The 16534-nt window shown below is 37.6% G+C and carries 14 protein-coding genes; 13 read left to right on the forward strand and 1 reads right to left on the reverse strand.

From position 1 onward, the window contains the following. The first annotated feature begins 12 nt into the window (after positions 1 to 12). The 3 genes from VIG73_RS12570 to uvrA all read left to right on the forward strand — a co-directional run bounded on the left by VIG73_RS12570 (position 13) and on the right by uvrA (position 6243). A complete protein-coding gene (locus VIG73_RS12570) occupies positions 13 to 1221 on the forward strand; it encodes a PDZ domain-containing protein (RefSeq protein ID WP_331642518.1) in 1209 nt (402 codons plus the stop codon). A 132-nt stretch (positions 1222 to 1353) separates the two neighbouring features. Beyond that, the gene (gene uvrB, locus VIG73_RS12575) at positions 1354 to 3339 is read left to right on the forward strand and encodes an excinuclease ABC subunit UvrB (RefSeq protein ID WP_331642520.1); all 1986 of its coding nucleotides are present in this window, start codon (positions 1354 to 1356) and stop codon (positions 3337 to 3339) included. A gap of 33 nt (positions 3340 to 3372) precedes the next feature. After that, positions 3373 to 6243 (forward strand): excinuclease ABC subunit UvrA, encoded by a 2871-nt coding sequence (uvrA, locus tag VIG73_RS12580; protein ID WP_331642522.1) that lies wholly within the window; start codon positions 3373 to 3375, stop codon positions 6241 to 6243. Positions 6244 to 6747: 504 nt separating this feature from the next. Here the strand turns inward: uvrA and VIG73_RS12585 are convergent. Further along, positions 6748 to 7638, reverse strand: coding sequence for a cation diffusion facilitator family transporter (locus VIG73_RS12585; protein ID WP_331642524.1), 891 nt, complete (start codon positions 7636 to 7638; stop codon positions 6748 to 6750). A gap of 429 nt (positions 7639 to 8067) precedes the next feature. Between VIG73_RS12585 and VIG73_RS12590 the strand changes: the two genes are divergently transcribed. The 10 genes from VIG73_RS12590 to VIG73_RS12635 all read left to right on the forward strand — a co-directional run bounded on the left by VIG73_RS12590 (position 8068) and on the right by VIG73_RS12635 (position 16513). Then, the gene (locus VIG73_RS12590; RefSeq protein ID WP_331642526.1) at positions 8068 to 8415 is read left to right on the forward strand and encodes a YojF family protein; all 348 of its coding nucleotides are present in this window, start codon (positions 8068 to 8070) and stop codon (positions 8413 to 8415) included. A 26-nt stretch (positions 8416 to 8441) separates the two neighbouring features. Then, complete coding sequence (gene bshB2, locus VIG73_RS12595) at positions 8442 to 9116, forward strand: bacillithiol biosynthesis deacetylase BshB2 (RefSeq protein ID WP_331642528.1); 675 nt, start codon at positions 8442 to 8444, stop codon at positions 9114 to 9116. A 44-nt stretch (positions 9117 to 9160) separates the two neighbouring features. After that, the gene (locus tag VIG73_RS12600) at positions 9161 to 9520 is read left to right on the forward strand and encodes a phage holin family protein (protein WP_331642530.1); all 360 of its coding nucleotides are present in this window, start codon (positions 9161 to 9163) and stop codon (positions 9518 to 9520) included. A gap of 96 nt (positions 9521 to 9616) precedes the next feature. Further along, the gene (gene hprK, locus VIG73_RS12605; protein WP_331642532.1) at positions 9617 to 10555 is read left to right on the forward strand and encodes an HPr(Ser) kinase/phosphatase; all 939 of its coding nucleotides are present in this window, start codon (positions 9617 to 9619) and stop codon (positions 10553 to 10555) included. Between the two features lie 10 nt (positions 10556 to 10565). Beyond that, a complete protein-coding gene (gene lgt, locus VIG73_RS12610) occupies positions 10566 to 11405 on the forward strand; it encodes a prolipoprotein diacylglyceryl transferase (RefSeq protein WP_331642534.1) in 840 nt (279 codons plus the stop codon). A gap of 28 nt (positions 11406 to 11433) precedes the next feature. Beyond that, on the forward strand, positions 11434 to 12069 hold the full coding sequence (gene ppaX / locus VIG73_RS12615) for a pyrophosphatase PpaX (protein WP_331642536.1): 636 nt from the start codon (positions 11434 to 11436) through the stop codon (positions 12067 to 12069). 3 nt (positions 12070 to 12072) lie between these two features. Then, entirely contained in the window at positions 12073 to 12585 is a 513-nt protein-coding gene (locus tag VIG73_RS12620) for an acyltransferase (protein WP_331642538.1), read from the forward strand. 36 nt (positions 12586 to 12621) lie between these two features. Beyond that, complete coding sequence (locus VIG73_RS12625) at positions 12622 to 13164, forward strand: glycerol-3-phosphate responsive antiterminator (protein WP_331642540.1); 543 nt, start codon at positions 12622 to 12624, stop codon at positions 13162 to 13164. A 173-nt stretch (positions 13165 to 13337) separates the two neighbouring features. Next, positions 13338 to 14996, forward strand: coding sequence for a glycerol-3-phosphate dehydrogenase/oxidase (locus VIG73_RS12630; RefSeq protein WP_331642542.1), 1659 nt, complete (start codon positions 13338 to 13340; stop codon positions 14994 to 14996). Between the two features lie 524 nt (positions 14997 to 15520). Continuing rightward, positions 15521 to 16513 (forward strand): hypothetical protein, encoded by a 993-nt coding sequence (locus tag VIG73_RS12635; protein WP_331642544.1) that lies wholly within the window; start codon positions 15521 to 15523, stop codon positions 16511 to 16513. The last annotated feature ends 21 nt before the right edge of the window (positions 16514 to 16534 follow it).

The raw sequence follows: 16534 nt of genomic DNA on the forward strand, positions 1-16534 counted from the left end.
GTGTGATTCACAATGGTCGAACTATGGCTCATTGAAATACTAAAAGCAATCGGAAAAATGTTTTTGAATCCATTATTTTACTGGGCCTTTATCCTAATCGTTTTTACTGGTTATTTCCGGATTAAAGGCGAACGAATGGATTTTGGTTCCAAAATATTTAACTTATTTTCAGAGTGGAAACAGACTTGGGTATTATCCATTGGGTTTGGCATCTTTCTTTCTTTAGTTTCTATAGGTGTTGGGATTGTCTTTTCGTTGGAAACTTTGTTATTTATAAGTATCATTGTCATATTATTAAGCATGACATCACGTCTAAATCTATTGTCTGCTAGTTACACATTAGGGTTAACGATACTATTGTTATTATTTTTACCACCACTACTTACGAAACAATCATATATTGATCCGGATTTTTTCGGTGTGATTAACTTTCCGGGATTAGCTATTTTGTTGGCCCTCTTTTTAGTTATGGAAGGAATGATGTTAAGACGGACAAAACGTAACCAAACATTCCCTACATTAACTAGGAGTCGTCGTGGTTCATGGGTTGGGGCACATCATGTGAAGAAAATGTCCATGGTCCCATTTTTCGCTGTGGTTCCTATTGGCGATTTATCACCGTTTGCATCATTTTGGCCATACTTATCATTTGGTCCAGAAGAAACATATAGTCTTGTCCTGGTGCCGTTTTTAATTGGCTTTAATTATAAGGTGATAGGAACGTTACCACATCTAGCTGGTCGTAAACTTGGTCATCAAATCTTGTTATTATCTGTGATTGTTTTAGCGTTAGCGATTGCGACGATTTGGATGCCACAACTTATTTTAGTAGCGGTGGCTATTGCCATTATCGGTAAAGAGTTTATCAATTATCGCCATCGCGTCACAGAGCAATCGCAAGCACCTTATTTTTATGATGTGCCAGAAGGATTACGTGTTTTAAGTATTATCCCAGGTTCACCAGCTGATCGTCTCGATGTGTTAGTCGGTGAGACGATTACGAAGGTAAATGGAAAACCAATCAATGATGTCGATGCGTTTTATCACGCTTTACAGGAAAAAGGTGCCCACTATCGACTAGACATTGTTGATGATCACGGAGAAGTTCGATTTGTCCGTGCAGCGATGTATGAAGGGGACGATCATGAACTGGGTTTTATTTTTCCCGACCGTCCTTATGGGTTTCGTGAAGAAGAACCCAAAGAATCAGTATCAAGCTAATCAATCATATTAAAAAATCTGTTCACTAGGAACAGATTTTTTTCTCATTATGACAAAAAAGTCGAATGCTCGTTCGCATGTATGCTATAATGAATGCATGTAAAAGGATTCTTAAAAATGGAGGCGGTACAAGTGACTAAAAAGTTTGAACTTGTATCATCATTTAAGCCACAAGGTGACCAACCTGGGGCAATTAAAGATTTAGTAAACAAAGTGTTAGCTGGTCAAAAAAATCAGACATTACTTGGAGCAACAGGTACTGGTAAAACATTCACCGTATCTAACGTCGTTAAGGAAATTAATCGTCCAACACTCGTTATTGCCCATAATAAAACATTAGCAGGGCAATTATACAGTGAATTTAAAGAGTTCTTTCCTAATAATGCGGTCGAATACTTTGTTAGCTATTATGACTATTACCAACCAGAAGCTTATGTACCATCGTCCGATACGTATATAGAGAAAGACGCAAGCATTAATGATGAAATAGATAAATTGCGACATTCGGCAACATCAGCTCTTTTTGAAAGACGCGATGTTCTCATTGTCGCCAGTGTGTCATGTATTTACGGATTAGGGTCGCCAGAAGAATACAGAAGTCAAGTGCTTTCTTTAAGAGTAGGCATGGAAAAAGACCGTGACCAATTATTACGTGAGCTTGTCGATATTTTATATACACGTAATGACATTGATTTTCAACGGGGGACATTTCGTGTGCGAGGAGACTCCGTGGAAATCATTCCAGCATCATTAGAAGAACATTGTATTCGGATTGAGTTTTTTGGAGACGAAATTGATCGGATTCGAGAGGTTGATGCTTTAACAGGAGAAATTATTGGTGAACGTGAACATGTGGCGATTTTCCCAGCATCACACTTCGTTACACGTGAAGAAAAAATGAAGAAAGCGATCATCAATATTAAAAAGGAATTAGAAGAACGATTAGCGGAATTACGTTCAGAAGAAAAGTTACTTGAGGCCCAACGATTAGAACAACGGACGAATTATGATATTGAAATGATGGAAGAGATGGGCTTTTGTTCAGGAATTGAAAACTACTCACGCCATTTGACATTTCGTGAAGCAGGCTCAACACCGTATACATTATTAGATTACTTCCCAGACGATTACTTAATTGTCATTGATGAATCACATGTGACATTACCACAAATTAGAGGCATGTATAATGGTGACCAAGCACGTAAGCAAGTGTTAGTTGATCATGGCTTTCGTTTACCATCAGCTTTAGATAACCGTCCATTGAAGTTCGCTGAATTCGAGAAAAAAGCGAATCAAATGATTTTCGTATCGGCAACTCCTGGGCCATATGAACTTGAACATGCACCAGATGTGACTGAACAGATTATTCGCCCGACTGGATTATTGGACCCAGTCGTTGATGTCCGTCCGATTAAGGGGCAGATTGATGATTTAATAGGTGAAATTAATAAGAGGCTTGAAAGAAATGAACGCGTTCTTGTGACAACTTTAACGAAAAAAATGTCCGAAGACTTAACTGATTATTTAAAGGATATTGATATGAAAGTTGCCTACTTACATTCCGATATAAAAACATTAGAAAGGATCGAGATTATTCGTGACTTGCGAATCGGCAAGTATGATGTATTAATCGGGATTAACCTACTAAGAGAAGGATTAGATATCCCAGAAGTGTCACTCGTTGCTATATTAGATGCAGATAAAGAAGGATTCCTTCGTTCAGAACGATCGTTGATTCAGACGATGGGCCGAGCAGCTAGAAATGCTAACGGGCAAGTAATTATGTATGCTGATAAGATGACAGATTCTATGCAAGTGGCTATTGAAGAAACGAAAAGACGCCGTGAAATTCAACAGGCTTATAATGAAAAACACGGCATTGTACCAACAACAATCCAAAAAGAAGTACGCGATGTCATTCGTGCGACAATGGTTGCAGAAGACGCAGAAAAAACATATGAACCAAAAGCAAAGCAATTCCACAAAATGCCAAAACGGGATAAAGAAAAAGTATTGCAAAATATGGAAAAAGAAATGCGCGAAGCAGCAAAAGCACTCGATTTCGAAAAAGCAGCAGAACTACGCGATTTACTTTTCGAATTAAAATCAGAACTATGACGATATTTTTAATGTGGAAGGATGATCGTGCCAATGCCTAATAAATCAATCAAAATAAAGGGAGCACGTGCAAATAATTTAAAAAATATTGACTTGGAAATTCCTAAAAATAAATTAGTTGTTATGACAGGCTTATCAGGATCAGGAAAGTCATCACTCGCCTTTGATACGATTTATGCTGAAGGACAAAGACGTTACGTTGAATCGTTATCAGCCTATGCAAGGCAATTTCTTGGCCAAATGGACAAGCCAGATGTTGATATGATTGAAGGGCTATCACCAGCCATTTCGATTGATCAAAAGACGACGAGTAAAAACCCTCGTTCAACTGTAGGAACAGTAACGGAAATTTATGATTATTTACGCTTACTTTATGCCCGAATTGGTCGCCCTGTTTGTCCGAAACATGGAATTGAAATTACTTCACAAACCGTTCAGCAAATGGTTGACCGTATTATGGAATTTCCAGAACGCACACGATTACAAATTCTTGGTCCGGTTGTTTCAGGGCGAAAAGGTGAACATATTCGGATACTTGAAAAGCTAAAACAAGAAGGATTTGTACGTATACGTGTGGACAAAGAAATGCGCGAAGTGACAGAAGATATTAAACTCGATAAAAATAAAAAGCATTCAATTGAAGTCGTTGTTGATCGAATCATTGTTAAACCTGGTGTAGAAGGACGCTTAAGTGATTCATTAGAAACAGCACTTGAACTTGGTCAAGGCCGAGTGATTGTCGATATCATTGGTGAAGAAGAAATTGTCTTTAGTGAACTCCATGCCTGTCCAAAATGTGGCTTTTCCATAGGTGAATTAGAACCGCGTTTATTTTCTTTTAATAGTCCATTCGGCGCTTGTCCAACTTGTGACGGACTTGGAACAAACTTAGAGGTTGATGTTGATCTTGTCATTCCAGATTGGAATAAAACATTGAATGAACATGCGATTATTGCTTGGAAGCCTATCAGTTCACAATACTATCCACAGCTTTTAAAAAGCGTTTGCTCACATTATGGGATTAACATGGATACACCTGTTAAAGACTTACCGAAAGAACAAATGGAGCGGATTTTATATGGAACTGGTGAAGAGAAAATTCACTTTTATTATGTAAATGATTTCGGCAAAGTCCACGATAAAACGATTCACTTTGAGGGTGTGATCAATAATATTGCCCGCCGCTATCAAGAAACATCTTCAGAATTCATTCGAGAGACATTAGAAAAATATATGGCACAGAAACATTGTCCAACCTGTAAAGGCTACCGTTTGAAAAAAGAAGCATTAGCGGTAAAAGTAGGCGATATGCATATTAGCGAAGTCACCGATTATGCCATTCGTGATGCAAAAGAGTTTTTTACAACACTTCAGTTGACAGAAAAAGAGCAACAAATTGCACGTTTAATTTTAAGAGAAATTTGTAATCGTCTCGATTTCTTAAATAATGTGGGGCTTAAATATTTAACCTTATCCCGTACAGCAGGTACTTTATCTGGCGGTGAGGCGCAGCGAATTCGTTTAGCCACTCAAATCGGATCAGCATTAACCGGTGTTCTGTATGTTCTTGATGAACCATCTATTGGTCTACATCAACGTGATAATGACCGGTTGATTGCCACACTAAAAAGCATGCGTGATCTAGATAATACATTAATTGTTGTCGAACACGATGAAGATACGATGTTAGCAGCTGATTGGTTAATCGATATTGGTCCTGGTGCAGGGGAACATGGTGGGAAAATCATAGCGAGTGCCCCGCCTAAAGAAGTAATGGCTGATAATAACTCGTTAACAGGACAATATTTATCCGGAAAAAAATATATTCCTTTGCCAATAAAACGCCGTCAAGCAGATGAGCGCTATATTGAGGTCATCGGTGCGAAAGAGAATAATTTAAAAAATATCCGTGTGAAATTTCCTATTGGATTGTTCACAGTTGTTACGGGTGTATCAGGATCTGGAAAAAGTACGTTAGTTAATGAAATTTTATATAAAGCATTAGCGAAAGAGCTTTATACTGGCAAACATCGTCCAGGTAAACACCGAGAAGTGAAAGGTATTGAATATATCGAGAAAGTGATTGATATTGATCAGTCGCCAATCGGACGTACACCACGCTCAAACCCAGCGACATATACAGGTGTCTTTGATGATATCCGTGATGTCTTCGCACAAACAAATGAAGCGAAAGTACGTGGCTATAAAAAAGGTCGCTTTAGTTTTAATGTAAAAGGTGGACGTTGTGAAGCTTGTCGCGGTGACGGGATTATTAAGATAGAAATGCACTTTCTTCCAGATGTTTATGTGCCATGTGAAGTATGTCAGGGGAAACGTTATAACCGTGAAACACTTGAAGTGAAGTACAAAGGAATGAACATTTCCGACATATTAAATATGACGATTGAAGAAGCGTTAACTTTCTTTGAAAATATTCCACGGATCAAACGAAAATTACAAACAATTGCAGATGTTGGTCTCGGCTACATTAAACTAGGCCAACCAGCAACAACGTTATCTGGGGGAGAAGCACAACGGGTGAAGTTAGCTAGTGAATTACATCGTCACTCTAACGGAAAATCGTTTTATATCCTGGATGAGCCAACCACAGGTCTGCATACAGATGATATCAATCGTCTCTTAAATGTGCTAAAACGATTAGTAGATAATGGGGATACGGTCTTGGTAATTGAACATAACTTAGATGTTATTAAAACAGCTGACCACATTATTGACCTCGGTCCAGAAGGTGGGGAAGGTGGTGGCGAAGTCATTATAACCGGACCACCTGAAGCAGTTATCGAAGAAGAGCGTTCACATACAGGAAACTATTTACGCCCGATTATAGAAAGAGATCAAAAACGCATGGCGAAAGAACTTGAAGAACAGGAACAAAAAGTATAAGGAATAACGAAGAGCTAAGTGAATCAAGCGGAGAAAATCGAAATGTCCGATTTTCTCCGCTATTTTAATTATTATTCAGATGCATGGATTGCGGGTGTGATCTAAATATGCCGTCTTGTCATGATATATTGCTAAGAGGTTGCATTGACGTTCCAATACTACGTTGTCTCGAATTAAAATTTTATCATGAGAGGCTGCATTGACGCTTCAATACGTTGTCTCGAATTAAAATCCTATCATGAGAGGTCGCATTGACGCTTCAATACGTTGTCTCGAATTAAAATTTTATCATGAGAGGTCGCATTGACGCTTCAATACGTTGTCTCGAATTAATATTTTATCATGAGAGGTCGCATTGACGCTTCAATACGTTGTCTCGAATTAAAATCCTATCATGAGAGGCTGCATTGACGCTTCAATACGTTGTCTCGAATTAAAATCCTATCATGAGAGGCTGCATTGGTACTCCACAACACACTGTTCACCTAGTCTTGCATATGTTCATTAATCAAAATACGGATTTAAATGGACTAGAACATCAGCAACTTCTTGATGTTCAGCAATTAATGTATTTTTAAGTTTCTTTGCGATATCATGTCCATCTTTCACGGTAATCGATGGATTAACCGCTACTTTAATGTCAATGATGACATAACTTCCATGTGTTCGAGCGTAAAGTTGGTCAATGACGATGATTCCTTCAACAGATTTAACTGTTTCGATATATTTTTTTGTTTCATCTTTTGTAAGGACTTTTTCTAACATAATAGTTGAAGCTTCTTTGGCTAAGTCATAGCCAACTTTAATAACGATGATTGAAACAACAATTCCCGCAATCGCATCACCATATACGAGATAGGATAATTCGAATGCTTCACCTAGCATTGCGGCACAGACACCGATGAAAGCAGCTATTGATGATAACGAATCCGAACGATGATGCCAAGCGTCACTAATAAGCGCTGCACTATTATATTTATTACCGACGTAATATTTGTAATGAAACAATAACTCTTTAACAATAATTGAAATGATTAAAATCACAAGTGCTATTCCTGTTGGAGCTTTCGGCATGTTTCCCAAAAAAACTCTAAATGAAGAAATACTCATTTCGATTCCGACAACAATTAAGAGGAGAGCGACGATATTAGAAGCAATATTTTCCGCTTTTCCATGACCGTATGGATGTTCCTCATCTGGAGGCTTATTAGCGATTCGCACGCCAAATAAGACAACAACAGAACTAACGATGTCTGAAGCAGAATGAACCGCATCAGCAATCAATGCCTTACTACCCGATAGGATACCGCCAATACCTTTCAAAAAGGTAAGAATAATATTGACGATAATCCCTATCCAAGTAGCGAAGACAAGCTTTTTTGTATTTTCTTTCAAAAAAATTCACCGCCTCTTCAAGCTAAATCAAGCGTATCAGATGATATATAGGTGGGTCTAGAGCAACGTTATTAGCTTGGTTAAAGACACTGATCTTTAGTCAAGATTCTTTCCTTGTGGCAAAAACATAATCTCCGCTACTCCACTCTAAGTAAATAATTTGATAAACTATAATTATTAAGTAAACTTGTTACAGATGGAATTTTTACTCCATCTGTACCTTAGTCGCACGTCCGATTTACAGAGGACGTACTAGTGCAAGGGGTTTTTGGGTGGGGCGAGTAATCGGAGTCCCAGGTGGTGGCACGGACGTGGCGTTTTAATCTACCCTCCTTTGCAACTGGGAGTCTTAGTAGCGCTGGAAGATAAATTTTGACGATAGCGTGTTATTTCGCTAATCTTAATAGAAAGATGACAGGGGGCATGACGATGAAGCCAATTGAGTTAAAAAGTGTACAACAATCATTGAATACCTTTTTAGATAAAGATATTTACATTCATTTAGAAACGACTAATGGCGCATATGCGAGTCATTTTAATGAATCGATTAATGTGGGGGTTTTCATTCGCAATGCGAACGTATTTTGTTCACAAGGTAAGATTGTAAAGGATGGAGCACATTATCGTGTCGGATTAAAGACTGATAATGGCTGGATTTATGCCGAAGGATTAACACATTGGGAAATGCATCAAGACAGACAGTTGCTCATGGCGGGGCATGATGCAGATGGGCGCTTACTCGTGGCATTACAATTAAGTGAGACACCGTTCAAATAATTAATATTAAGAAGGGAATGTAAAAAATGACCAAAGAGAAACATGTCGTTGTCATATATCCTCATCCAGATGACGAATCATTCGGGGCAGCAGGTACGATCACTTTATTTCGGAAACAAGATGTACCAGTTACTTATTTATGTGGAACACTTGGTGAAATGGGACGTAATATGGGAAATCCCATTATCGCTAATCGTGAAACCGTTCCTGAAATTCGAAAAAAAGAACTTCTTGACGCTTGTAAGGTGTTAGACATAAATCTTCAACTATTAGGTTATCGGGATAAAACATTGGAGTTTGAAGATGTTTCAGAGGTTGCGCATCATATTAAATCTCTTTTAGAAAAATTACAACCAAGTTTAGTGATTACACATTATCCAGATCATGCTGTTCATCCTGATCATAATGCGCTAGGAAGAGCAGCTATTGAAGCGGTGCGATTAATGGACGATGTATCACGTCCGACTGTATGGGCACAAGCAATTACACGAACAGCACATGAAGATTTAGGACAACCCGACATCGTTCATGATGTTGAACCATACTTCGATCAAAAGATGGCAGCGATTCTAGCACATAAAACCCAAGCCGGTGGTATTTTAGGGAGCTTTAAGCCGGAAGCAAATTCAAAAGACGCGTTACGTGAAGTTGCGTTAGAACGGTTAGGTATAGAAGAATTTTATATTTGGAATTTTAATTAATCAACTATCATCCAATTGTTCCTAAAAACACGGGGGGGATATGCATGTTCATGCGTGGATTTTTATCAATTTTTCTCAATGCGATTGCTTTGATTCTTGTATCTAATATGTTTGATTCATTTCATTTGGATGGATTTGGCACAGCACTGTTAGCTAGTTTTATTTTAGCCGTATTAAACACAGTTGTGAAGCCAGTTTTAGTCGTATTGACGTTACCAATTACAGTCATTAGTCTTGGATTATTTCTATTTATTATCAATGCACTCACGCTTATGATTACCCAAAGTGTCATGGGTCCTTCATTTGTTATTGACGGATTTGGCACAGCCATTATTGCGGCGATGATTATTTCTGTTATTAATCTCATTTTAAATAAATTTGTAAAAGACACGCTGCGTTATTAGACGTGGAGTACGATTGGTAGACATGTCATTTATTTAATGTGTTCATATGCTACAATGTATATTCTAGCTTAGCCTACCACTTGGGGGGAAATAAAATTGGCAATTGTACGTACACAAGATTTGATCGAACATTTCAATTTGACAGTCGTTGCTGGTGAAGATGGTTTACATAGAGAAATCAAAGAAAGTGATATTTCCCGACCTGGTATCGAGATGACGGGTTATTTTAAATATTACCCAAAGGAAAGATTACAATTAATTGGAAAAACAGAAATGGCATATTTTTTGGATTTACCACTTTATGAACAAAGAAATCGTGCAAATCGTTTATGTACAGACGTGACGCCGGGCATCGTTATATCAAGGGGCATGGAAGTACCAATTTCAATTATTGAGGCGGCGAATCGCTCCGGTGTTCCTGTGATTCGTTCCATTCGAAAAACAACACGAGTCATAAGCCGGTTAACGAATTATTTAGAAACAAAACTGGCACCGCAAACTGCCATACACGGCGTGCTAGTAGATATTCATGGAGTTGGTGTTCTAATCACAGGGCAGAGTGGTATAGGAAAAAGTGAAACGGCTCTCGAACTTGTTAAAAGGGGCCATCAATTAGTTGCTGATGATAGTGTGGAAATTCGTCAATCTGATTATGATACATTAATTGGGAATCCGCCACCATTAATCGAATATTTATTAGAAATACGTGGTCTTGGAATTATTAATGTCATGACGTTATTTGGTGCGGGTTCTGTCCGTAAATTTAAGAAAATCTCATTCATTGCTCATTTAGAACAATGGGATGAGAAGAAACAATATGATCGTCTTGGATTAGAACATCAAAAAATGAAAATTATGGATGTCGAATTACCAATGGTGACGATTCCTGTTCGTCCAGGAAGAAACCTTGCAGTCATTATCGAGGTAGCTGCGATGAACTTTCGCCTAAAACGGATGGGAGTTAATGCAGCAAAAGATTTCACAGACAAACTTAGCCTAGTTATAGAGGAAAAAGGTAAAGAAAATATGGAATAGGAGTGTTGTCATGACGTGTGATGCACCGGCGTTAGATCGTGTTTTTATTGAAATCGGTTCAAAAGAAATTTACTGGTATGGTGTCATTATCGCTTTTGGGCTTTTCTTAGCATTACTATTGGCTACTAGGGAATCAAATCGCTTAGGTTTAAAAAAGGATATAATGCTTGACTTAGTTGTATTTGCTATACCAGTTGCGATTTTGTCCGCACGCATGTATTATGTCATTTTTCAATGGGAACAATATGCCTCAGGTCCATGGTGGAAAGTATTTGCTATTTGGGAAGGTGGACTTGCTATCCACGGCGCATTGATTGGTTCTGTTCTTACAGCAATTGTGTTTGCAAAGGTTAGAAAAATAAATTTTTGGCAACTCGCTGACATTGCTGCACCTAGTCTCATTCTTGGACAGGCGATTGGTCGTTGGGGTAACTTTATGAATCAGGAAGCCCATGGCGGTCCAATTTCACAGGCTACGTATGAAAGCTTTCATCAATATTTACCTGACTTTATTATGAACCAAATGTGTATTAACGGCATTATGTACCATCCAACGTTCTTATACGAATCTGTATGGAATTTACTCGTTTTTGGCTTTTTGTTATGGTTAAGACGAAGAAATCCATTACGTGGAACACTGTTCTTAAGTTATTTAATCGCTTACTCAATCGGTCGCTATTTCATCGAAGGGATGCGTACAGATAGTCTCTATACATTATTAGGTGATTTTCGTACAGCACAAGTTATATCGTTGATCTTGATTATTGGTTCAATTATTTTACTTATTTATCGTAAAAAATCAGGAAAGGCGAATCGTCATTATGATGGGAAGAAAGTAGCAAATAAATAAATATTTGCGTTAAGAAAGGATATTATTCATGAACATAGATTCTATTTTATTTGATTTAGACGGGACATTATTGAATACAAATGAGCTTATTATCGAATCATTCATCTACACATTTGATAAATACGGTTTAGATTTTACTTTAGAAGAAATCAAATCATTTAATGGACCGCCTCTTTTTGAGACATTTAAAAAAATCGACCGAGAGAGAGCGGAGGAAATGATGGCTGTTTACCGTAAACATAATTTAAGTCATCATGATGACTATGTCACAGCTTTCCCGAATGTGATCGAAACGATTGCTGCACTAAAAGAAGCTGGTATTAAATTAGCTGTCGTTACAAATAAAATGGGCAAAGGTGTGCAAATGGGACTTGAATTAACAGGTCTAGATCGCTATTTTGAAACGGTCATTACATTAGGAGATGTAACACATGGTAAGCCACATCCTGAGTCATTGATTAAAGCGATGAATCTTCTTGATGCCAAACCACAAACAACATTAATGGTCGGTGACAATTATCATGACATTGAAGCGGGACATCGTGCTGGAGTAAAAACGGCTGGCGTGAGCTGGTCTCATAAAGGGCGTGCATTTTTAGAGAGTTACCGTCCAACATATATCATCGACGATATGAAGGAATTGCTTAAGCTCATTGGGAGGTAAATCATGCGTAAGACAAAGCGTTATCCTGTAAAGGGTTCAAATTCATTATGGCAAATTTATCGGACAGTTCCATTTTGGAAAGTCGTAAAAAATGTCATTGTTATTTTTATAGCTAGATATATGCCTTTTTTAAGTGTGAAGAATTGGTTGTATCGGACCTTTTTACGGATGCGCGTTGGTAAAAAGACGGCTTTCGCTTTAATGGTCGTACCTGATATTATGTTTCCCGAGAAGATATCCGTTGGTTCAAATACGATTATCGGCTATAATTCAACAATTCTCGCACATGAGTATTTAATCGACGAATACCGACTAGGTGAAGTGAAAATTGGCAGTCATGTGATGATTGGTGCCAATACAACCATTTTGCCAGGTGTAACAATTGGAGATGGAGCTATCATTTCAGCAGCAACACTCGTCCATAAAGATGTTCCGGCTGGATCCTTTGTAGGTGGCAATCCAATGCAGCTCATCTATACAAAAGAAGAAATGGAAGCACGCCAAAAGAACAAATAAACTGCTCCTTGATTTAAAAGGAAGGATGCGATTCAAATGCAAATACCAAAGGGGATTTTACCAGCCATACGTAGAATAAAAGACTTTGAAGACGCCTTACAGACAACTTCAAAATATGTTATATTTCTAGAGACGAGATTGTCACAGTTAAATCAACTTGTACGACATGCCAAGCGGTGTCACAAAAAGGTATTAATCCATTTTGATCTAATCCAAGGCCTAAAAGCCGACGAACATGGCATGGAGTTTCTAATCCATGCCATCAAACCGGATGGTGTTCTATCAACACGTGGTAATGTGATCCAGTTGGCAAAGAAGCACGATCTATTAGCTATTCAACGGATATTTTTGCTCGACAGTATCGCTCTAAAAAATAATGTGAAGTTAGTGAAACGCTCACAACCTGATTGTATCGAAGTTTTACCTGGACTGGTGCCGAGTATGATTCAAATCGTTCATGAAGAAACAGGATTACCGATTATTGCGGGGGGATTAATTCGTGAAGAGTCGGATATTACGACTGCACTTGAAGCAGGTGCTGTTGCCGTGTCGACATCAGAGCGGGAATTGTGGCAGTAATATAAATCCTTTTGTTCGAGTTTGAGCTATGTTATACTTAATGTATCAAGTAAATATCAATTGGTCGGAGAAATGGAGAAACCGCAAATATACTAATCATAGGGGTTAGTATATTTGCGGTTTTTATTTTTCCTAAGATAAACAAAAAGTTTAAATCGATAGGAGACAGGGCAATGAGAACCATCATACGAGATGATATGTTATGTGAGTTGAAAAAAGAGGAAAAACTTGATTTACTGGTGATTGGAGGGGGGATTACAGGGGCAGGTATTGCTTTAGATGCAACAACAAGAGGATTAAAAACAGCTGTTGTTGATATGCAAGATTTTGCTGCCGGTACATCTAGTCGTTCTACGAAATTAGTACATGGCGGCTTAAGGTATTTAAAAGGATTAGAATTTAAACTTGTAGCCGAAGTTGGAAAAGAACGAGCTGTCGTTTATGAAAATGGTCCACATGTGACAACACCGGAATGGATGATGCTACCATTTCATACCGGAGGAACCTTTGGACCAGTCACAACAAATATTGGTTTACGCTTATATGATACATTAGCAGGCGTTAAAAAAACGGAGCGCCGTCAGATGCTTAATCGGGATGAAACATTAGCCAAAGAACCATTATTAAAGGAAGCAGGGTTAAAAGGTGCTGGTTATTATGTTGAATATAAAACAGATGATGCGCGTTTAACGATTGAAATCATGAAAAAAGCAGTCGATCATGGCGCGATTGCCGTTAACTATTTAAAGGTCACCAATTTTATTTATGATCATCGCAAGGTCATAGGTGTACACGTTTTAGACTTATTAACAGGAAAAACCGAAGAAATCTATGCAAAAAAAATTGTGAATGCTTGTGGACCATGGGTCGATGATTTACGAGAACTTGATGAATCAAAACGAGGAAAACACCTTTACATTACGAAAGGGATACATCTTGTCTTCTCAAACGATGTTTTTCCATTACAACAAGCGATCTATTTTGATGCTCCAGATGGTCGGATGATTTTCGCTATTCCACGTGATGGTAAAACATATGTTGGTACGACAGATACGCCATATGATAACGACATTGCTCATCCGACAGCGACAGCTGTTGATCGTGATTATATTCTAAATGCCATTCAGAATATGTTCCCAACCCTTTCATTAGCGGTTGATGATGTGGAATCGAGTTGGGCAGGGTTGCGACCGTTAATTGCTGAAGACGGTAAAAAACCTGATGAAATTTCACGTAAAGACGAGATTTTTCATTCCGATTCTGGCTTGTTATCAATTGCTGGTGGAAAATTAACGGGTTATCGTAAAATGGCTGAACAGATTGTTGATATCGTCGTTAAACAGTTTAAAGAAGAAGAAGGTATTTTGTATTCGAGTTCTATGACAAAAGATTTACCGATTTCAGGTGGTGAAGTTGGTGGTTCAATAGGGTTTCAAGATTTTAAAGTCAAAGCCGTTGGAGAAGCCGTGCAAGCGGGCATTTGTGAAAAAGATGCCGAGAGACTCGTTAAACGTTATGGCGCTAACGTTAACCAGATTATTAATTTATACAAACAAGAAAAAGAAACGGACCAGCATCAAGAAATTGCCCCGCTCGTCTTAGCGGAGTTGACATATGGCATTGCTAATGAATGGGTCTGTAGACCAATCGACTTTTTTATTAGAAGAACAGGTGCATTATTTTTCGATATTGATTGGGTACGTGAACATAAACAATCCGTATGTAATCATATGGCGAAAATTTTTGAATGGACAACTGAAGAACACAAAGCAGCTGTTAACGAATTAGATAAAGCGATACAAGATGCAGTAGCATTTCCGGAAAACGAATAAATAGAGCACCCCATATCGATTCAAATAACAAGCAGAGAAATCAGTAACGATTTTCTCTGCTTATTATTTTATCTAAAGAATAATGTTTGCCAGAATTAACTGTTTACATATGAAGCGTAGGGGACGAATAAAAGCCGTTATATGCTTCCATTTTATCAAGTCCATTATTAGTGCCATAGTTATAACGTATTGAGAACTCCAATGCATATCATCATAAATTTAATCAGGTATATTGCTTGTTTCTATATAAGTCTAGACAAAAAAAGTACCCAAAGGTTGTAAAGACTAATCAAAAAGGTTTTTTATGATAAATTGCTCTTCTTTATCTTCAAAAACAACATCAAGAAAAATATAAAGATAGCCACAATGATTTCTGTTGTTAATAGTACAGAAATAGAAGTCATGAACTCAGCACATTTCAAATTTTATTATAAAGAAGCTTATAAACCTAACTATTCGTCGAAAGAAGGCTAGATATGTTATAATTTGTACGGTGTAAATTATGAAAAAAGATTGGGGTTATTATGCAAGTATCCATTAAGAAACAAAAGCAGAACAATGTTGTCCCATTTGTACCTGAAGGCGATTTTTACTTTTCACGTGGTGTGAAAGCTTTTCAAAAGAGAAAATTCGACAACGCATTAAAATGGATTCAAAAAGCTGTGGAAAAATCACCAGAAGATCCATTGTATCAATGCCAGATGTCTATTATATATACTGAAATCGGCTTGTTTCATAAAGCAAATGAAGTATTAACTAACGTACTAAATATAGAGAATGAACAATACAGTGATTGTTTTTATTTACTGGCAAATAATTATGCCCATCTTGGTTTATTATCCGATGCTAGAAAATATGCAGAAACATATTTGGAGCAAGAGCCCAATGGTGATTTTTCTGAAGAAGCGGAAGAGTTATTAGAAATCATTGACTTAGAGGAACAAGATGATTGGCTCTTAGATGATGAGGATGAATTGATTATTTATCAGGAAACCGCCTTTTACTATATTGAATCAATGAATTGGGAAAAGGCGTTGCTCGTTTTAGAAGAAATGTTATTACTTTTCCCCGACCATAAACAGGCAAAACATGATTATGCACATGCATTGTTTTTCACAGGAGAAAAGGAAGTAGCATATCAAATAGAACGAGATGAATTAGCGGAAAACCCATCCTCTCTAAATAGCTATACGAATTTAGCTTTATTTTATTTCCTTGATGAAAAACAATCGGAATATGAAACATTTATTCGTGCATTACTAAATATATACCCGATTCATGACCATCAAAAGTTAAGAATTGCTATTGTATTAGCGAGAACTGGTCATATTGAATTGGCCTATGACCGTTTTAGAATGATTAATAAGGAGTCAGTAAAAGGACATTTATCATATTTTAGATGGTACAGTTATACCCTTTTTCATGTTGAAAATGAGGAAAAGGCAGCAACACTTTGGGAAGAGGGATGTAAAAAACACCCAATTATGTCAAAAGAAGTACAATCGTGGAAAAGGTGAGCAAATAGATAGACGAAACAG

Origin of the sequence: Cerasibacillus sp. (assembly GCF_036516575.1) — a bacterium.
Classification (GTDB): Bacteria; Bacillota; Bacilli; order Bacillales; family Amphibacillaceae; genus Cerasibacillus.